The organism is Desulfotalea psychrophila LSv54, assembly GCF_000025945.1.
GTDB lineage: Bacteria > Desulfobacterota > Desulfobulbia > Desulfobulbales > Desulfocapsaceae > Desulfotalea > Desulfotalea psychrophila.
In genome coordinates this window covers 542,086-563,196 of the sequence record NC_006138.1, presented here as the reverse complement: position 1 = coordinate 563,196, position 21,111 = coordinate 542,086, and the positions used below count along the sequence as shown (strand labels likewise).

Here is a 21,111-nt window from a genome sequence, read left to right as displayed (position 1 = left end):
AATTGTAAACTATTATTTCGTCGGGGCTTTGTTGCAATAACTCGCCTCTCTGCTATCTTCTTAATATTAAACAAGAGTATCCATGTCGTTTGGCAAGGTAGTTTTTTTGAAAAATTTCTGTAAACATCAGTTCTTGTTTCGACGAATAGTTGTGTTATTTATCCTCCTGATCTCTCTTCTAGGGGTTGTGGAGGGCAGCAATCTCTTTACCATTTCCGATAAGACTCTTGAATCTGCCGAGTTAAAATATGGTGAAAGGGCTAAGCGACGACTTCTTGCCTGGCAGAATCTGATTCGTGAAGATGTAAGCAGTGCGGATGGGGAAAAGTTGGAAAAGGTGAATGCCTTTTTTAATCAACTACAGTTTGTCTCTGATATAAAACACTGGAAAAAGAAAGATTATTGGGCGACCCCCGTCGAATTTCTGGCCTCAGGGGCAGGCGATTGCGAAGATTTTTCTCTGGCAAAATATTTTACCCTTAAAGCCATCGGCATACCAGAAAAAAAGCTTAACCTTACCTATGTTAAGGCCCTGCGTCTTAATCAAGCCCATATGGTTGTCACCTATTATGGCAAACCCGGTGCGATACCTCTGGTTCTCGATAATCTTATCCCTGCTATTAAGCTGGCGACAAAGAGAAAGGATCTCTTACCTGTTTTTAGTTTTAATGGTTCGGGACTCTGGCTTTCCAAATCCCGTGGTCAGGGAAAGAAGGTGGGCGGCAGTGATAGACTCAAAAATTGGCAAAATCTTCTCAAGAGAATGCCAGCAGGACTCAACTGATCCCAAGGACTTATTATGACACTCTATAGGCAACTTGTTATATTTACACTCATTCTTTTTGTGTTGCTCTTCTCCGCTATCTGGGTTGAAAAATTGCAGAGTACCCGTTCATTCCTGCTCACTCAGATGGAATCCCACGCTCAGGATACGGCCACATCTCTTAGTCTCTCCCTGTCGCCGATAGTGGCTGAAGGCGATATTCCAACCGTTGAGACGATGATGAATGCGGTGTTTGATGGAGGCTATTACCGGGTTATCAGCTTTAAAGATATGGAGGGTGCGGTTATTACTGAGCGTCTCCTCAAAATTACCCTCGAAGGTGTACCCCAGTGGTTTATTGACCTTGTTCCTATCCAGGCCCCGAGTGCAGAGGCTTTGGTCATGGCGGGCTGGACTCAGGCGGGGGTGCTCTATGTGGAAAGTCATCCCGGTTATGCCTATAGGGCCATGTGGGATGCGGCTGTAAAGATGAGTCTCTATTTTCTGCTGGCCGGATCTCTGGTTCTTCTTTTGGGTGGTTTTGGTTTACGTCTGCTCTTGAAACCGCTTAAACGTGTTGAACTACAGGCCGAGGCTATTTGTCGTAGAGATTTTCGTATTCAGGAGAAACTGCCGAAAACCAAGGAACTGCGTCAGGTTGTGCAATCTATGAATCGGATGACAAATCAGGTGCGGGAGATGTTTTCCGGGCAGGTAAAGATTGCAGAGCGTTTTCGGCGAAATGCCTACAGCGATCAGCTGACGGGACTTGGTAATAGGCGATATATAACAGGTCAGGTTGAAGCTCGTCTTGAATCGGGTGGGGAATCGATGCATGGAGCGCTTCTCATGCTTCAGTTGGATAATCTGCAGAAGGTCAATGAGCTTGATGGTTTTGCCGCAGGTGATGAGCTCTTGAAAAAGGTTGCCGATATCATTAAGCAAGAAACAAAAATGCTCAACGATGTTGCCCTGGCAAGACTTACAGGTGGTGATTTTGCAATTTTTATCTCCGAGATCAGTTCCGTCGCAGTCTATGACCTTGCTGAAAAAATCAGCCAAAAAGTTACTCGACTAGCAGTGGAAAATGCAAGCCATTCTGACAATATTGCTCATATAGGAGGGGTTGTCTATGAGGAGACGCCCACCCTGCCAAAGCTTTTGGCCGAGGCGGATAATGCTCTGCAGGCCGCCAGGCAGCAGGGACCGAATAAGTGGCTGGTCAATTTCCTCTCTTCAGGGGCCGATGATCTTATCAAGGGAAAATCGTGGTGGAAAGAGACCCTGGAGAATGTTTTAGAGAGGGGTGAAATTATTCTTTTTCGCCAACCTGTAATGAACAGTACGGATCAAAACAGGGTGCAACACCAAGAGCTCTTATCACGCATTGCCATGGACTCTGGTGAAATTGTCAGTGCGGGTGTTTTTGTTCCACTCGCCGAGCGATTACAACTCGTCTCCAGGCTTGACAAGGTGGTATTGGAAAAGGTTTTTGCCCAGAAAGAGAAGATGGCAGATCTGCATACGATTGCCGTTAATGTTTCTCCCTCATCCCTTGATGATAGTGCTTTTGTTGATTGGGTGCTGGCTGAACTCGGTCAACTACAGGACAAATCAATACATATTATTTTTGAATTCCCAGAGTTTGGAGCTGTGCAGTATCTTGATGTGGTGAAGGATTTTGCTCGAAAAATTCAAAAGCTAGGTCATGGTATAGGGCTTGATCATTTTGGCCAGAGTTTTTCTAATTTTGGTTACCTCAAATCTCTTCGTCCCGAATATGTAAAGATTGACCGGGCCTTTACCAAAGAGTTGGACGCGGACAATGGCGATAGTGAATTTTTCATCGGCGCCCTCTGCGGCGTGGCGCACAGTCTTGATATCCGAGTAATTGCCGAGGGTGTCGAGCGAGCGGAACAGGTTGATCTCTTAGTTGAGCTCAATGTTGACGCCCTGCAGGGCTACCTGTTCGGTGAGCCTAAGCATGTGTAACTGCTTTTTTCGGCAGTTGTTGGCCAGGAAATGGCCATTATCTACCAAGATACCTGAGATAAACTGTACCTTGGTACAATGCCATTCCTAGCCAAATAGTATAAAATGTCTCAGGAAAGTATAGAAAAATACCAATATCTCTGCCCTCTCTTCATCCAGAATGAAGATGAGCAAAAATAAGGGCAGGGGGTTTCAATATAAGCATCAAAAACGAGGTTAATCATGGCTCTATCAGGCAAAATCCAGGCAGTCACAGGTCTTGTAACAGCGCGTACCTCAGAGGGTGAGGTTCGTGAATTACGGGTTGGTGATTTTGTTTATGAGAATGATACCATCATAACTGCAGACGGAGCCAGCCTCTCAATTATCCAGGAAGACGGAAACCTGATTAACCTGGCCGGCAACGAGCAGCTCCTTCTCGATGAGTCTGTCCTTGCTGCGATTGACCCCAGTGATGCCGTCAGCGACGAGCAGAGCGCCCTGCAGGATGCGATTGTTCAGGCCCTTGCGGAAGGCAAGAGCATCGATGATGTTCTGGAAAAGACCGCCGCCGGTACAGAAGGTTCGGGTGGTTCATACGATTTCATCGACAGTGACTATTACGCCGGTGACGCCAGCAAAGGCGACGTCGGCACCTACCTCCTCGGCACCGAGAATGATGGCCAAGTCCCAGATGTGTCTGACCAGTTTTATGATGATGTGGGGGATGTGGATGATGAGACAGCTACCGCAGCTCCAAAAGTTGAAATTACCGAAGATATTAATGATGACGGTACGATTTCTAATACTGAAATTGACGGTACAGTTGGTGTCCTGGTAAATACCCCTGTCGGAACCGTTATTGGCGATGTTCTTAATATAACTAATTCCGATGGAATTATTACGGACTACCCCATTACCCAGGATATTCTTGATAACGGTCTGAGTCTTGAATACGATCGTCCTGCTGACGGTACGGCGATTACTGTAAGTGCTACCCTTACCGACCAGGCGGACAATATCTCTGGTTCTGGTAGCGGTACAGCTACTATGGGTGATACAACAGCCACCGTAGCGCCAACGGTTGTTATTAGCGAAGATCGTGATACTGACGGAACTATTAGTAATACCGAGATTGACGGTAAGGTTGATGTAACTGTTACAGCACCTGCTGGTGCATTAGTAGATGATATTCTTAACGTAACCAACCCCGATGGAACGGTAACAGCATATACTGTAAACCAGGATATTATTGATAACGGACTGAAACTTGAATACGACCGACCAGCGGATGGTGATGGCATAACCGTAAGTGCGACCCTTACTGATCAGGCTGGGAATATTTCAGTTCCTGGTAGTGGTACAGCTACTATGGGTGATACAACAGCCACCGTAGCGCCAACGGTTGTTATTAGCGAAGATCGTGATACTGACGGAACTATTAGCAATACCGAGATTGACGGTAAGGTTGATGTAACTGTTACAGCACCTGCTGGTGCATTAATAGATGATGTTCTTAATGTAACCAACCCCGATGGAACGGTAACAGCACATACTGTAAACCAGGATATTCTTGATAACGGACTCAAACTTGAATACGACCGACCAGCGGATGGTGATGGCATAACCGTAAGTGCAACCCTCACCGATCAGGCTGGGAATACCTCTGGTTCTGGTAGCGGTACAGCTACTATGGGGGATACAACAGCCACCGTAGCGCCAACGGTTGTTATTAGCGAAGATCGTGATACTGACGGAACTATTAGTAATACCGAGATTGACGGTAAGGTTGATGTAACTGTTACAGCACCTGCTGGTGCATTAGTAGATGATGTTCTTAATGTAACCAACCCCGATGGAACTGTAACAGCACATCCTGTAACCCAGGATATTATTGATAGCGGACTCAAACTTGAATACGACCGACCAGCGGATGGTGATGGAATAACCGTAAGTGCAACCCTCACCGATCAGGCTGGAAATATCTCTGTTTCTGGTAGCGGTACAGCTACTATGGGTGATACAACTGCCCCGACGGTGAGTATAGATAACCCTATAGAAGTGGATAATGTTGCCGACGATACGGAAGACGACGATGTAAGCATAAGTGGAACGACCATCGGTGTTGAAGATGGTCAGAATGTGACCGTGAGTCTTGTTGACAATAGCGATTCAGCCAATCCAGTTACAGTAGTTCTTGGTACTGCCGCAGTTACGGGTAACACCTGGACTTTAGCAGACCATAATCTGAGTATTTACGCTGATCACTCCGACTACACGATTACGGCAGATGTAAGTGATGCAGCAGGTAACGCAGCGACACAGGCAGTACAGACTTTAGAACTCAGTGATACGACTGTTCCTACGGTGAGCATTGCCGCACCGATCGAAGGCGACAATATAGCCGACGATACGGAAGACGACGATGTAAGCATAAGTGGAACGACCATCGGTGTTGAAGATGGTCAGAATGTGACCGTGAGTCTTGTTGACAATAGCGATTCAGCCAATCCAGTTACAGTAGTTCTTGGTACTGCCGCAGTTACGGGTAACACCTGGACTTTAGCAGACCATAATCTGAGTATTTACGCTGATCACTCCGACTACACGATTACGGCAGATGTAAGTGATGCAGCAGGTAACGCAGCGACACAGGCAGTACAGGCTTTAGAACTCAGTGATACGACTGTTCCTACGGTGAGCATTAATACCCCTATTGAAGGCGACAATATAGCCGACGATACGGAAGACGACGATGTAAGCATAAGTGGAACGACCATCGGTGTTGAAGATGGTCAGAATGTGACCGTGAGTCTTGTTGACAATAGCGATTCAGCCAATCCAGTTACAGTAGTTCTTGGTACTGCCGCAGTTACGGGTAACACCTGGACTTTAGCAGACCATAATCTGAGTATTTACGCTGATCACTCCGACTACACGATTACGGCAGATGTAAGTGATGCAGCAGGTAACGCAGCGACACAGGCAGTACAGACTTTAGAACTCAGTGATACGACTGTTCCTACGGTGAGCATTGCCGCACCGATCGAAGGCGACAATATAGCCGACGATACGGAAGACGACGATGTAAGCATAAGTGGAACGACCATCGGTGTTGAAGATGGTCAGAATGTGACCGTGAGTCTTGTTGACAATAGCGATTCAGCCAATCCAGTTACAGTAGTTCTTGGTACTGCCGCAGTTACGGGTAACACCTGGACTTTAGCAGACCATAATCTGAGTATTTACGCTGATCACTCCGACTACACGATTACGGCAGATGTAAGTGATGCAGCAGGTAACGCAGCGACACAGGCAGTACAGGCTTTAGAACTCAGTGATACGACTGTTCCTACGGTGAGCATTAATACCCCTATTGAAGGCGACAATATAGCCGACGATACGGAAGACGACGATGTAAGCATAAGTGGAACGACCATCGGTGTTGAAGATGGTCAGAATGTGACCGTGAGTCTTGTTGACAATAGCGATTCAGCCAATCCAGTTACAGTAGTTCTTGGTACTGCCGCAGTTACGGGTAACACCTGGACTTTAGCAGACCATAATCTGAGTATTTACGCTGATCACTCCGACTACACGATTACGGCAGATGTAAGTGATGCAGCAGGTAACGCAGCGACACAGGCAGTACAGGCTTTAGAACTCAGTGATACGACTGTTCCTACGGTGAGCATTAATACCCCTATTGAAGGCGACAATATAGCCGACGATACGGAAGACGACGATGTAAGCATAAGTGGAACGACCATCGGTGTTGAAGATGGTCAGAATGTGACCGTGAGTCTTGTTGACAATAGCGATTCAGCCAATCCAGTTACAGTAGTTCTTGGTACTGCCGCAGTTACGGGTAACACCTGGACTTTAGCAGACCATAATCTGAGTATTTACGCTGATCACTCCGACTACACGATTACGGCAGATGTAAGTGATGCAGCAGGTAACGCAGCGACACAGGCAGTACAGACTTTAGAACTCAGTGATACGACTGTTCCTACGGTGAGCATTACCGCACCGATCGAAGGCGACAATATAGCCGACGATACGGAAGACGACGATGTAAGCATAAGTGGAACGACCATCGGTGTTGAAGATGGTCAGAATGTGACCGTGAGTCTTGTTGACAATAGCGATTCAGCCAATCCAGTTACAGTAGTTCTTGGTACTGCCGCAGTTACGGGTAACACCTGGACTTTAGCAGACCATAATCTGAGTATTTACGCTGATCACTCCGACTACACGATTACGGCAGATGTAAGTGATGCAGCAGGTAACGCAGCGACACAGGCAGTACAGACTTTAGAACTCAGTGATACGACTGTTCCTACGGTGAGCATTACCGCACCGATCGAAGGCGACAATATAGCCGACGATACGGAAGACGACGATGTAAGCATAAGTGGAACGACCATCGGTGTTGAAGATGGTCAGAATGTGACCGTGAGTCTTGTTGACAATAGCGATTCAGCCAATCCAGTTACAGTAGTTCTTGGTACTGCCGCAGTTACGGGTAACACCTGGACTTTAGCAGACCATAATCTGAGTATTTACGCTGATCACTCCGACTACACGATTACGGCAGATGTAAGTGATGCAGCAGGTAACGTAGCGACACAGGCAGTACAGGCTTTAGAACTCAGTGATACGACTGTTCCTACGGTGAGCATTACCGCACCGATCGAAGGCGACAATATAGCCGACGATACGGAAGACGATGATGTAAGCATAAGTGGAACGACCATCGGTGTTGAAGATGGTCAGAATGTGACCGTGAGTCTTGTTGACAATAGCGATTCAGCCAATCCAGTTACAGTAGTTCTTGGTACTGCCGCAGTTACGGGTAACACCTGGACTTTAGCAGACCATAATCTGAGTATTTACGCTGATCACTCCGACTACACGATTACGGCAGATGTAAGTGATGCAGCAGGTAACGCAGCGACACAGGCAGTACAGGCTTTAGAACTTAGTGATACGACTGTTCCTACGGTGAGCATTAATACCCCTATTGAAGGCGACAATATAGCCGACGATACGGAAGACGATGATGTAAGCATAAGTGGAACGACCATCGGTGTTGAAGATGGTCAGAATGTGACCGTGAGTCTTGTTGACAATAGCGATTCAGCCAATCCAGTTACAGTAGTTCTTGGTACTGCCGCAGTTACGGGTAACACCTGGACTTTAGCAGACCATAATCTGAGTATTTACGCTGATCACTCCGACTACACGATTACGGCAGATGTAAGTGATGCAGCAGGTAACGCAGCGACACAGGCAGTACAGGCTTTAGAACTTAGTGATACGACTGTTCCTACGGTGAGCATTAATACCCCTATTGAAGGCGACAATATAGCCGACGATACGGAAGACGATGATGTAAGCATAAGTGGAACGACCATCGGTGTTGAAGATGGTCAGAATGTGACCGTGAGTCTTGTTGACAATAGCGATTCAGCCAATCCAGTTACAGTAGTTCTTGGTACTGCCGCAGTTACGGGTAACACCTGGACTTTAGCAGACCATAATCTGAGTATTTACGCTGATCACTCCGACTACACGATTACGGCAGATGTAAGTGATGCAGCAGGTAACGCAGCGACACAGGCAGTACAGGCTTTAGAACTTAGTGATACGACTGTTCCTACGGTGAGCATTAATACCCCTATTGAAGGCGACAATATAGCCGACGATACGGAAGACGATGATGTAAGCATAAGTGGAACGACCATCGGTGTTGAAGATGGTCAGAATGTGACCGTGAGTCTTGTTGACAATAGCGATTCAGCCAATCCAGTTACAGTAGTTCTTGGTACTGCCGCAGTTACGGGTAACACCTGGACTTTAGCAGACCATAATCTGAGTATTTACGCTGATCACTCCGACTACACGATTACGGCAGATGTAAGTGATGCAGCAGGTAACGCAGCGACACAGGCAGTACAGGCTTTAGAACTTAGTGATACGACTGTTCCTACGGTGAGCATTAATACCCCTATTGAAGGCGACAATATAGCCGACGATACGGAAGACGATGATGTAAGCATAAGTGGAACGACCATCGGTGTTGAAGATGGTCAGAATGTGACCGTGAGTCTTGTTGACAATAGCGATTCAGCCAATCCAGTTACAGTAGTTCTTGGTACTGCCGCAGTTACGGGTAACACCTGGACTTTAGCAGACCATAATCTGAGTATTTACGCTGATCACTCCGACTACACGATTACGGCAGATGTAAGTGATGCAGCAGGTAACGTAGCGACGCAGGCAGTACAGGCTTTAGAACTCAGTGATACGACTGTTCCTACGGTGAGCATTAACACCCCTATTGAAGGTGACAATATAGCCGACGATACGGAAGACGACGATGTAAGCATAAGTGGTACGACAACTGATGTTGAAAATGGTCAGTTTGTCACCGTGAATCTTGTCGACAGTAGCGATCCATTGAATCCTACAACAGTATTTCTTGGCACCGCGGAGGTTACAGACAACATTTGGATTTTAACAGACCAGGATCTGAATGGTTATGATGATCATGGTAGCTACACTGTTACGGCAGATGTCAGTGATGCAGCTGGCAATGATGCGACGCCGGCAAGTGAGCCTTTAGAGCTCAGTGATACCACCGCTCCAATTGCGACAATTACCCTTACACCAAATATTACAGCAGACGATGTTATCAACGCTACAGAAGCAAATGAGACAATAGCAATTACTGGTCGTGTAACAGGAGAATTCACAGCAGGTGATATTGTAACCCTGACGATAAACGGAGTTGAGTCAACCGGTGGTGTATTAGCTGGTGGTCGTTTCAGTATAAATGTAGCAGGAAGCGATCTTGCAGCGGATTCTGATACGACCATTAATGCAAGCTTTGTTGCCACCGATGCAGCGGGAAATACAGCAACCCCTGTGACTGACACTGAAGATTATAACGTGGCACCAATAGCAATAGATGATCCAGTGCACGTCACTGGTGGATTACATTCTGAGTATTATGGGGTTGATCATCATATTGCTAATATAACTGATGCGCAGCGAGTGATTTCAGGCAATGATGCTGACGCGACATTTATTTCCACCGATATCAACTATGGTTACACCGATCGCAACGGTGATGGAAATTATGACCCTCATGAGTGGGTGATGAGGGGAAATTTAACCGATGGTATCATTTTAAATGAAAATAAAGATGCAATTGATGATAGTCACTTAAAAGAGTTTATTAAAGGTGGTAGTAAGGATCTGGTCTACAATGAAGAGTCAATAAAAGATGGTAGTCTAGAAGATGCAACCAATGGTATTCTTCATATGGAGGGTATGCTTAATATCACAAATGGTGGCGACTATACCTTCAACGTTGCCCATGATGATGGTTTTGATCTACGCATAGATGGGGTAAGCGTGTTCAGGTATGACGCTATTACATCCACTAAGATAGAAGAGCCGGTTACATTGTCGCTGAAGGAAGGCTTGCATGATGTAGAGATTATTTACTGGGATCAGGGTGGCGCCTATGTCTTTGATTTAGACTTGCTTGATAGTAATGGCAAGAATGTATGGACAAAAGATAACTTATCACATGCCGAGACCGGATCAATTGATGTCAGGAATGATAGCACCATCACCCTAAATCTCACCGACAATGATTCTGATATAGATGGTGAAATTGATGTAAGCAAAATAGTTATCACAGATCCACCAGATCATGGCACAGTAACCAGACATGACGATGGCACTGTCACCTATGAGCCAAATGAGGGTTATCACGGCCTAGATACCTTTACGTATACTGTTGATGATACAGAGGGCGCTACATCAAACGTTGCAACAGTAACCTTGAATGTCACCCCCTCTGTAGGATCAAATGCCATTGTCTATGAGGCAGGTCTTGCTGAGGCTACTGAGCAAAGTGCGGGTACTGACCCTAGTGCGGCGATTATCACTGAGGGGAATTTGCTTGGTGAGGATGGTGGGCGTATTGTCAGTGTGGCAGATAAAGATGGCTCCAGGCGGGAAAATACTATCACCGTAGAGACAGATCATGGAACTATCACGGTTTATACAAAAGCTGCTGATGGGCATTCGGCTGGGGATTATATTTATACTCTCACGAAGAGCAGTGATGGGGATAGTGTAGTTGATAGTATTAGCTATGAGGTTCAGCATGGTAAGCCACATACTGTGGAGTCACATTTGGATATTTCGATCATTGATGACGCCCCTGTTGGAACCAATATCTCCAACAATATTGAGGATAGCAGCGCTGCATCCCAGACAATAAACCTGATTATTGTCTTGGATAAATCGGGCAGTATGGATTACTCGTTGGAGGGAACTGATTCTACGCGAATAGAGGTTGCCAAGGAGGCATTGTCATCGATGTTTGACTCCTATGATAACCTCGGCAATGTTAATATTCAATTTGTTCCCTTTGATAGTAATGCTGAGAAATCAGAATGGTATATCGATGATAAACATGGGGCTAATACCTATCTTGATAATATTATTCCAGATAATGGTGGCACATGTTATGACAATGCTTTAGATAAAACTGCAGAAGGCTATTGGGCTCCACCAGCTGCTAAAACGCTAGTCTATTTTATCTCTGATGGTGAACCTCATCAATATCATGGTGCACTTCATGCAAAAGTAGATTGGGAAGAATTTGTGACAGACAATGATATTGATATTTCCTTTGGCATTGGTATTACAAACAGTGTGAGTTTGGAGGCCCTGGCCCCAATCGCCTTCGCCGATGGCGATGGGGATCTGGAACCTTATCTCACTAAGGTGCTTAATGCCTTTGATCTGAAGCAAACCCTACTCGACACCGTAGGGGAAGGTGTTGCCCATGGCGATGCCTCAGTCCTTATGGCGTCTGGTGATGGTGGTATTGTTCTTGGTGCCGATGGAGGCCATATTCAGTCGATTCTCGTTGATGGTACTCTTCATAAATATGTCCCAGTTACTAAGGTAACGGAAAGTATCAACACTGACCGTGGAGGCACCATTGATATAAACTATGAAACCGGAGAGTATATCTACCTTATCAATCCTCAGAATACAGTCTTGGGGGAAGAGGAAAAATTTGTCATTACAGGCGTAGATAAGGATGGTGATAGCAAGTCTGTCGATCTTGTTATTCATCTGGATTACGTCGCAAATTTAGATGCAAACTATGACAGTATTATCACTAATGCAGATGAAGGTACTAGCCTAGATATCGATTATGATGTACTTCTTGCCAATGATTCCGGGACAGGAAATACGTCTGTGACATCCGTTGCAGCAGGGAGTGGCACAGATCTCTTAACAACATCGGCTGGAGTTACCTTGGCCAATGTTGCAGATGGGGAATCGTTCACCTATGAAATTTCCTCAGGCAATGCAAGTGACAGAGCCAAGGTTGATGTTACACGGACTAACGCCTCTAAGTTAACTGGCACATCAGGTGATGATGTGATTATTAATACAGCAGAAAGTGTGGATTATACTGTTGAGGCAATAGTACGTCCGGGAAACACATATTACACAGACAATCAGATTGGCCTGATATTCACTGGCAAAGCAGCGATTTCTATTACTGCTGTTACATTTGATTTACGTGCAGGTGGTAATGAAAATGCTATTTTTGATCTATCAGATCATCACTTGAAAATTGGCGAAGACACAGCTGGTATTGATTCATATAATGTTGGATTTACTACTGAAAATGGTGGTAGCAGGCTCACATTTACATTTCATCCTGATGAGTTCACAAATCAAGATCAATTTTGGTTCCGAGCTGATACTGACCATCTTGGGGAGAATAACGGAGAAGACTTTGGCACCTCTGGTGTAAGTATTACCGTTGCCTTCAGTGACGGAACACAAACATCTGGTATCTATAACACCGAAGCAGGTGGATCCTCAAGGGTCATTTTGGACGGGCAGGCAGCCCTATCCGGTGAAGAGGGCAATGACTATCTTCTGGGGAGTGATAGTTCCGAATACCTTGACGGTGGAGAGGGGCGCGATACCATCGATGCCGGCGAGGGTGATGACACCATCGTCTTCGATGCAGCCGATACACGGATCGACGGTGGTGGAGGCTTTGACACTCTGTTGATCTCTGATGCAGTACTGGATTTTAGTCATCTTGCAGAAGGAACTGTGCAAAACATTGAAAGGTTGGATCTTACAGATCCTGCAGCTCAAAATATTAATCTAACCCTGGATAATGTTCTTGATATGACGTCGCTCACGACGACAACTGAAGGTGAAATAATCCATGTCCTTGAACTTAAAGGTGGGGCGAATGACACTGTTACTGTCGATGTAGAAAACTCTACAGGAACGTGGGTTCATGATGGTGGTCTCTTCTCAAATGGTAGTGATTCTATACAAGTTACATTATCAACTGACAGCGACAATGCGCTGGATAATATTCATATTATCTTTGACGATGGAACTAGCAATTAATGGCTAAGGTTATTTGAAGCGTTGAGAGGATCTAACAAAAAAGGCCTTGCCAGTAAATATCTGGCAAGGCCTTTTGGGCTTAATAGTGTAGTTTTCAAGCGGATTAAGGTTTTTTCAGCTTAAGCCCCAATTCCAAACGATTACGCAGGCCGGTCTTCTCATAGATTGAGCTGAGGTGGGCCTTCACTGTACGCAGGCTCACATACATCTTGTCGGCTATCTCCTGGTTCGACATACCTTCAGCTACGCAGCTGGCAACTTCCTGTTCGCGCTTGCTGAGCTTATTCAGAATGGCATTGGCTGTGTGGCTAGCGGTGCTGTCGGTGCCGACAGTGGCAATGAGCTGATTGATTATGGAGGGAGGGAGCCAGATTTGTCCCGCCTTCACATTTTCAACCACCTGCCGCATGTTGTCCTGACGCATTTGCCGGTTGCCATATCCCTTCACATTAAGTTGGAGCAGGGCAAGGGCCTCCTGAAAGGTGGGCACACCTGTCAGGACAATAATGGGTGTGGGGCAAGAGGTGTTTACCGGTACTACACAATCTTTTAAATCCACAATCAGTGCATCGCAATTGGTCATAAGGTCTTTTGGTAAAAGGTGAAAATCAGACCATGCTGAAACCTCTTGAGATCCATAAAGAGCTACTAATTTTGCAATTAAGATATTATCTTTGCTTAAACAGACTATGGCCATTATCGTTCCCTTAAAGCATTGTTTTTGGCTCTGAGTATCGGTTTCATCAAATATTGCATCACGCTTTTCTTACCCGTGATGATATCAACCTGGGCAGTCATGCCAATCATAATTTGTTTTTTACTGTCTTCGTTGCCAAGATAGTTTTGTTTACTTTTAACCCGGACAAGGTAAAATTCTTCACCTTTTTCATCGGTGATGGTGTCGGCACTGATCAGGGCAACCTCTCCGTCAAGACCACCATAGATAGCATAATCATAGGCGGTGAACTTTAATATCGCCTTTTGCCCAGGGTAGATAAAGGCAATGTCAGAGGGCTTGATTTTTGTTTCAACCATAATAGCCTCATCGGTTGGAACAATTTCCAGAATATCCATTCCAGGCCTTACCACCCCACCAACAGTGTTGATAAGTAATTGTTTAACAGTACCATTCACCGGGGATCGGACACTGGTTCTGGTTACTCGATCTTCAATGGCCACCTGCATAAAGGCCAGTCGATCAATCTCTGCCACCACCGCATTGAGCTCTTCCATGGCTTCCGCCTGCCGGGTTTCATCGAGCTCTTCAATCTTTTCTTTGGCCTCAATAATCTGAACATTTAAACTTTCAACCTTATTGATGGTGCGATTAACTTCTTGTTTCTTCTCAAGATCTCTCTGCTCTAGTTGCAAGAATTCTAATTCAGAGAGGAGTTGTTTTTTTAGTAATGGCCGACTCAGTGCTATTTCTCTATTGAGCATCTTCTGACTGGATCTGAAGGATTTGAGATCCTCTTGAGCATCCTGTAGTTCAATTTTTCTCTGCTGTAGCTGTTGCTGTAATACAGATTTTTGATTTTCATGCTGGCGTAACTGGCTATTATAGAGTCTCTTCTCGTTTTTCATCAACTGAACCATCTGGCTGTCAGTCTCTTTTTTACTGGCAATAAGGGTGTCTGTGATACCGGATTCAGCACTTAATCGTATCGATTTTGCTTCAAGTTCATTGATCTTGCTTGCACTCTCAGAGTATGAACTACCAATTCCTGTATCATCAATAGTTACAAGTATCTGTCCACGTTTGACGCTTTCTCCTTCAAATACATGTATCTCTTTAATAATTCCGCCTTCCAGGTTCTGAACTACCTGAATTTGCCGGGAGGGTATGGTTCGACCAATGCCCCTTGTTCGTTCATCTAATTCGGCGAAATGGCACCAGGTGACAACGGTAAGAATGATTGCACAGATAACATAGAGCAGGACGTTGAGGCGGGAGGATCTGCTTGCCAGCAGAGCCCCACTCAGGCTGTTCATGAACTCCACATCACGCTTGTTGTAGTTGCCACCAGGCTTTGCTGGGCGAGTTTTCTTTGCCTTGTGGTTATTGGCCTCAGGGGCTATTTTTGCTTTTTCAATCATCAGCCTTTCCCTCCAAGTTTGGCGAGTACTTCACTCTTGGGGCCATCCATAACAAGGGCACCGTCATCCATGACCAGAAGACGATCAACAATGGCAAGAATAGATGGTTTATGAGTAATGATGATGGTTGTCTTACCCTTTGTGCCCTCCCTAAGATTTTCAATGACCTTAACCTCTGTATTGTAATCCATGGAGTTGGTTGGTTCATCAAGCAAAACAATGGGACTCTCCTCAACAAAGGCTCTTGCCAAGGCTATGGATTGCCTTTGCCCACCGGAAATATTGTAGCCACGTTCACCCACCTGCAGATCCATGCCCAGTGGATGGCGGTCGGTCAAGGGGTTTACTACCCCAAAATTGGCAGATTTTACTATTTCTGCATCCGTTGCATGAGGGGATTTTAGGGTAATATTGTCGCGAACAGTCCCGGAAAAGAGGGTTACCTCTTGGGGCACATAGCTATAGTTTTGCCGGAGGTCTACGGGGTCGAGCTGTTTGATGTCAAGACCGTCGATAAAAACAGAACCACTTTCTGCATCATAAAACCCCATCAACAGGCTACTCAGGGTGGATTTTCCGGAGCCGACTTGGCCAATGATGCCAATACGCTCTCCTGGCTTTATCTTGAAGCTGACATTTTTTAAGGCTTTCCTTTCCTCGTCGGGATAGGAAAAATCAACATTTTTAAATTCAATATCACCTTTAAACTCAGGTCGTCTGATAAAGCGTTTATTTTCTGGACGTTCTTCCTCTTTTTCCATCAGCTCATTAAGAGATTGGAGTCCGGTTTTCATCTGCTGGTAGTTGGTGAGCAAGCTTGCCGCCTGCGTCCAGGGAGCGATGGATCTTGTCGCCAATATATTTACGGCGATCAAAGCACCCATGGTCAGCTCACCATTTTTAATGAGATATACCCCCACCACAATAACAAGGACAGAACAGAGTTGGGTGAGGAAGGCTGAAATGGTGGAGAGCGAACTGAATCTAATCCGCGAACGTAAACTTTTTGAGGCTATATCGCCGGTGGATTCTTCCCAGTGCCACTGGATGGTGCTGCTTGCGTTAAATGCCTTTATCGTTTCAAGGTTTGCCAGAGATTCTACCAGGATGCTGTTGCGTCTACCGGTGGCCTCATGGGTACTATCCACAATTTTTTGAATAGAGTTCTTCATCGGGATGGTAAAGATGAAGAGAAAGAGAATCACCGTTAGGGGAAGGGTGAGTAAAATTGGATTTATAGTGTAAATAACAATCAGAAAAATTATAGAGAAGGGCAGCTCGATAAAGGCGGTGAGGGCGGTGGATGCAAAAAAGGAGCGTATACCGTCAAAGTCGCGAATGTTGCTGGCAAAGGCCCCAACGGAGCGAGGACGTGCCACCATTTTGATATTCATCGCATGTTCAAAGAGCATGGAGGAAAGAATGATATCACTTTTTTTGGCGGCGCGCTCAAGCAGGATTGTGCGCAAAAATTTAAGTATGAGATCAAAACCGTAAATTAAGCCAATACCAATGGCAAGTACCCAAAGGGTCTCAATCGCATTATGGGGGATGACCCTATCGTATACATTCATGGTAAAGAGCGGGCCTGCTATCACAAATACATTGATAAAGAGGGTGGCGACCACAACCCGAATGTAAATATCCTTGAATTTATAGAGGGTACCGAAGAACCAATTTTTGTTACCCTTTCTCTTATCCTTATTTACCAGTTTATCTTGGCCAAAACCCTCATATTTTCTTTTGAGAAAGAAGACATAGCCGAGATAATCTTCTTCGAGTTTTTCCATGGAAATTTCCATGGGCTCGTCATCAATACTGGGAATGATGATAACGGCCTTTCCCTGCTCAGGTAAAATTTTGGTGAGTACACAGGCAGCATCATTTTTTAACAGGAGAATAACGGGTAGTACCACTGCTGGAATGGAGGATAGGGGTCTTTGTTGCAAGGTGGAGCTGAATCCTGCCCTACCTGCGGCTCTTGAGAAATTTGAATTAGAGCTTTTGATACTGAATAATCTTTTTTTCTCATCGTTTGGATCAAAGGGGAGCCCTTCAATCAAGGCCTCGGCAGATGCGGGTTTTTTATCTATTTTGGTGAGTGTGACCAAACAAAGTAATAGTGGGTCCGATCGTAACTTGTCATCCATATTTATCTCCGATGCAGTGCTCTGGTCTTTTGCCTATTCCGAGCACTGCTGAGTAGTGTAACTGTATCTTTACGGGAAGATGATAAAAAGAATGAGGTGAATCGTCAACTTTCATTGCTATTTATATAGTATATTTAGTGTTTCTAGTAACTTTCAGGATATGCCCTATTAGGTGATTTGTCTATTTATAATCTGAGCTAGTGTTTGGGGGGGGAGACGGGTTGAGCCTGGGAGCTTTCACTGGGGTATGGAGGAGAGACGGGCAATGCCTTGCTTGCTCTCAGGACGCTCTGTTTCTGTCTCTTTTAAAGGGTGTAATTCCAAGAATATTAGAATTACACCCTTTAGATAATGCTCAAGAGAAATTTCAGCTGAGGCTGAGATATCCTCGCGGGCATGTATCTTTTTGCCTGCAGAGGTGTTCTTGCAATATGAGCATCTTATTACGAGAGCTCAGCCACAGCAATTCCGTTTATAGTATCACTGCTGCTTGGTGCTTACAGGCTCGAAAGATTGGGGCACGATATAAGGAGAAAGGGCTGAATCATCCTCGTATGGATAGCCGGTATTGTTGGCATCATTATCACTACAACCAAAAGGTTGAACGGTTGAATTCGGGGAAGAGTTGTCACACTGATCCTTCGTGTCAGTAAGCCCATCCTGATCTCGGTTATCATTGAGATCTTTATATGCCTCGATAGCTCTTCTGTTTTCTGCATCGAAAAGATCATCTTTTTCATCTGCTGCTATCTGCAACATTCCACGCAGGCCAGTGTCGTGCTCGCTTAGGAGAGCACCTGTTGCCTGCATTATACGATATATGGCAATAAGGTGAGAAAACTGTGATTCAGTAAACGAGAGTTGGGCATCGGTGTACTCATTTTCCATGTTCAAGAGATCGAGTAGGGTACGGCGGCCGACATAGTACTCTTCCTTAAAGGCATTCAAGGTCTTGGCACTGAGTGTCACATGCTCACTCAGATATTCTTTTTTATAATCATCGGCCTCTTTAATGCTCCACGCTAGTCGAACACTTTCGTTAATATTTCGTCGTTCAACATAAGAGCGTTGGTACTCTTTACGTACATTTTGTTTCTGTTTCGACTGCTCACTACTTCTGAGGCCGCCATCGAAAAATGTGTAGTTAAAGGTTAAATAGGCACCTACCTGAGTGGTATCACCCTCTTTACCATCAATTTCATCGCGATATTGTCCCTTTACTTCAAAATCCAGGGTGGGGAAATCGGCAGCGTTTGCCTTTTCATAGGCGTATCGTTTGGTCTGGATATTGTACTTGGCAACTTTGAGGGCAGGGTGGGTATTAAAGGCAATCTCTATAGTCTCGGGCAGTGTTGCCGGTATCTGGTATGTGGGCTCAGGCGTAATGAATTGGTCGGTATGGAGGAAGCGGCCAAACTGTTTATGGAAGATAACTAAGGCCTGATTAAGATCTTGCTTACGGGAAATATAGTTACCTTTAGCAAGGGCCAAACGTGATTCTGAGTTGTATAGCTCAGAGGCACGTTTAAATCCTGCCTCTGTTTTTTCACGCACCTGACGCATGATTCTTTCTTGAGTCAGAGCATTTCTTCCAGAGATTGCCAGTAGATCTCGTGCCTTTATGACATTGATATATGCTTCAGAAGTATTGAGGTAGACATTGTTGGCAACATTTAAAACTTCATAGGCAGCAGCTTGGATGCGTGCGTCAGTCTCTTTAACAAAGGCAGTGGTTTTTCCACCGTTATAGAGGTTTTGACGAGCAAAGAGGCTGGCCTTTGTTGATGTGAGGTTTTCTGCCACATCATTTGTAGAGACACCCTTTGTTCTTTCCGGGCCAGCGGCTACTTCCATGCCAACAGTGGGGTAGTATTCGCTGTTAGCGATGCCACGTTCAGCTAAAACACTTTGGTACTGCTTCATTGCCTCTGATATGGAAGGGTTTGTTTTGGTAATGTTTTCAAGTACCTTTTGGAGAGAGACAGGTTGTGCTGAGCCAGGTTGTTCTGCTGCTGAGAGTAGGGTGGGAAAGATGAAACAAAACAGGGGAATAATGTACAGTTTTTTTACAAGTGCTTTAGTAAAAAATAATGGAGACATTGTTTTTAGTCTTCTTTTGAGGTTAGTAGGGAGTGTTTTTATCATTGTTATTATGCAGTTTTATACATGTAGGTAAATACCATCCTCAAGGAGAATATACAACTATAATTAGGCGACTGTTTTGTCAGGTGCTGCCTTTGAGAGAAAAAAATCTCTGGGCAAAGATGCTGAGAGGATCTTTTTTAGAGAAAAAGAATTTTCCAGACTTTGGGAGATGTCAAAGTTGAAGCAGGTGCAGTGCCTTGCTCTCAAGCAGGTGGATATTGTTCTGGTGGCTATGGTTTATATCCGATCTTGAAAAGATGGGCTCAATTATGAAGAGAGAATGTTTTTTTTGAGGAATAAATGATAGAAATTTAGCGATAAACTGGAGTATGGGAGTTGTTATAGGTATTAGCAAATTGGCCTAGGGCCTTTTGCATGGATTGAGCCTAGGACGATAGTTCGGCGTAGAGGAAATATCATTGCTATGGCAGTGTTGGCTAGCCCGCTGAGAGAGCAGGCAGGTCTCCGCCTGAGATCTGCTGTCTCTGCCCTGGCATAGAGAATAGATATGCATACAGTAATTGTTCTGCATGGGGAAAATGACCTTGAAAAAAGGGGATAATTAACTTAACAGTGTGCTCTCTCTCCTCTGCCTGTGGGCAGTTGCAACTGCGCCGTGCCAGAACAGTAAAATCGAGAACCGGATCTGCGGGCCACTGGCTATAAAATTGAATCTTTTTCCCAGGCTATAATTATGACTATTTTAAATAAAATTAAGAGTTTTTTTGGTGTATCCCCAAAGGCTGTTGACAGGCAGGCCCCTGTTCGCATTGAAGGGGGAGGCAGTGAGCGAGTAGAGGAAGTGCCCGAGCAGACGATCCCTGTCGCTCAAAAAGAGATACCCCCTGTTGCGCAGAGTCCTGATGAGGCAACAGCTATGCCTGAGCAGGTGGTTCCTGCTCAAAAACAGAAGGCTGAGCATGTCCCCAAGATAAAGAAGGCGAAGAGGGCCATTGCCTCCATCAGGGACATCTCTCTTGATATCTATCTGGAAAATCTCGATGAGGCAGGGGAGGTTATGGCGGTGCAGGGTTCCGGCTCAGAACAATATCTTGTTGATCTTGCTACGCTTTCCTGTACCTGTATGGACTTTGTTAAGACCAGGTCCACCTTTGCCCACAATGATATTCGTAGGCTCTGTAAGCACCAGACCGCCATCATTGCCGCCTCCAGTCAGGAGGTAGAGGCAGAGGAGATCCTGCAGGCCATGCTCAAGGGGCTGGGAGGAAAGAGCTTCCAACGCTATGCGCTGGCTGTAGAGGTGAGCCTTAATGAGAAGATAGAGGGTCCTGACGTATTTTATCTCTTTAGAGAGGAGGGCCGAGACTGGGTCGATGTCCTCATTCTCACAGACGGCTCTTTAAGGAAATACGGTTTTAATTTGAAAAAGAAACAGTGGTCCGGCAAGGCGAACCCCTTTCCCAAGGCCAGCCGCGGAAAATATAGCAGGGCCATGCAGATTGCCTTGCAGGATTAGCTTGGTTAAAGTAGGAAAGGGAT

At 45.3% G+C, this 21,111-nt stretch carries 8 protein-coding genes; 4 read left to right on the top strand and 4 right to left on the bottom strand.

Annotated elements, in window-relative coordinates:
• Window positions 1-82: 82 nt before the first annotated feature.
• From DP_RS02575 to DP_RS02565, 3 genes are all read left to right on the top strand, one after another.
• Complete coding sequence (locus tag DP_RS02575; protein WP_011187763.1) at window positions 83-784, top strand: transglutaminase-like cysteine peptidase; 702 nt, start codon at window positions 83-85, stop codon at window positions 782-784.
• A 15-nt stretch (window positions 785-799) separates the two neighbouring features.
• Window positions 800-2,755: an EAL domain-containing protein gene (locus DP_RS02570; protein WP_011187762.1), complete on the top strand. Its 1,956-nt coding sequence runs from the start codon at window positions 800-802 to the stop codon at window positions 2,753-2,755.
• A 222-nt stretch (window positions 2,756-2,977) separates the two neighbouring features.
• Window positions 2,978-13,219 carry an Ig-like domain-containing protein gene (locus DP_RS02565; protein ID WP_011187761.1) on the top strand — a complete coding sequence of 3,414 codons (10,242 nt, stop codon included), beginning with the start codon at window positions 2,978-2,980 and terminating at the stop codon, window positions 13,217-13,219.
• A gap of 103 nt (window positions 13,220-13,322) precedes the next feature.
• Here DP_RS02565 and DP_RS02560 read toward each other — a convergent pair whose 3' ends face one another.
• The 4 genes from DP_RS02560 to DP_RS02545 form a co-directional block, all read right to left on the bottom strand.
• Window positions 13,323-13,916 (bottom strand): LuxR family transcriptional regulator, encoded by a 594-nt coding sequence (locus DP_RS02560; RefSeq protein WP_011187760.1) that lies wholly within the window; start codon window positions 13,914-13,916, stop codon window positions 13,323-13,325.
• Window positions 13,916-15,316 carry an HlyD family type I secretion periplasmic adaptor subunit gene (locus tag DP_RS02555; RefSeq protein WP_011187759.1) on the bottom strand — a complete coding sequence of 467 codons (1,401 nt, stop codon included), beginning with the start codon at window positions 15,314-15,316 and terminating at the stop codon, window positions 13,916-13,918. The genes DP_RS02560 and DP_RS02555 overlap by 1 nt, the downstream gene beginning before the upstream one ends.
• The gene (locus DP_RS02550; RefSeq protein WP_011187758.1) at window positions 15,316-17,466 is read right to left on the bottom strand and encodes a type I secretion system permease/ATPase; all 2,151 of its coding nucleotides are present in this window, start codon (window positions 17,464-17,466) and stop codon (window positions 15,316-15,318) included. Before DP_RS02550 ends, DP_RS02555 begins: the two co-directional genes overlap by 1 nt.
• 480 nt (window positions 17,467-17,946) lie before the next feature.
• Entirely contained in the window at window positions 17,947-19,566 is a 1,620-nt protein-coding gene (locus tag DP_RS02545) for a TolC family protein (protein WP_041277540.1), read from the bottom strand.
• A 739-nt stretch (window positions 19,567-20,305) separates the two neighbouring features.
• Here DP_RS02545 and DP_RS02540 point away from each other — a divergent pair.
• Window positions 20,306-21,088, top strand: coding sequence for a hypothetical protein (locus DP_RS02540; RefSeq protein WP_011187755.1), 783 nt, complete (start codon window positions 20,306-20,308; stop codon window positions 21,086-21,088).
• Window positions 21,089-21,111: the final 23 nt, after the last annotated feature.

Bases quoted from the DNA above. Each gene is read 5' to 3' on its own strand.
- DP_RS02575 (WP_011187763.1), top strand. From the start codon at position 83: ATGTCGTTTGGCAAGGTAGTTTTTTTGAAAAATTTCTGTAAACATCAG.
- DP_RS02570 (WP_011187762.1), top strand. From the start codon at position 800: ATGACACTCTATAGGCAACTTGTTATATTTACACTCATTCTTTTTGTG.
- DP_RS02565 (WP_011187761.1), top strand. From the start codon at position 2,978: ATGGCTCTATCAGGCAAAATCCAGGCAGTCACAGGTCTTGTAACAGCG.
- DP_RS02560 (WP_011187760.1), bottom strand. From the start codon at position 13,916: ATGGCCATAGTCTGTTTAAGCAAAGATAATATCTTAATTGCAAAATTA.
- DP_RS02555 (WP_011187759.1), bottom strand. From the start codon at position 15,316: ATGATTGAAAAAGCAAAAATAGCCCCTGAGGCCAATAACCACAAGGCA.
- DP_RS02550 (WP_011187758.1), bottom strand. From the start codon at position 17,466: ATGGATGACAAGTTACGATCGGACCCACTATTACTTTGTTTGGTCACA.
- DP_RS02545 (WP_041277540.1), bottom strand. From the start codon at position 19,566: ATGTCTCCATTATTTTTTACTAAAGCACTTGTAAAAAAACTGTACATT.
- DP_RS02540 (WP_011187755.1), top strand. From the start codon at position 20,306: ATGACTATTTTAAATAAAATTAAGAGTTTTTTTGGTGTATCCCCAAAG.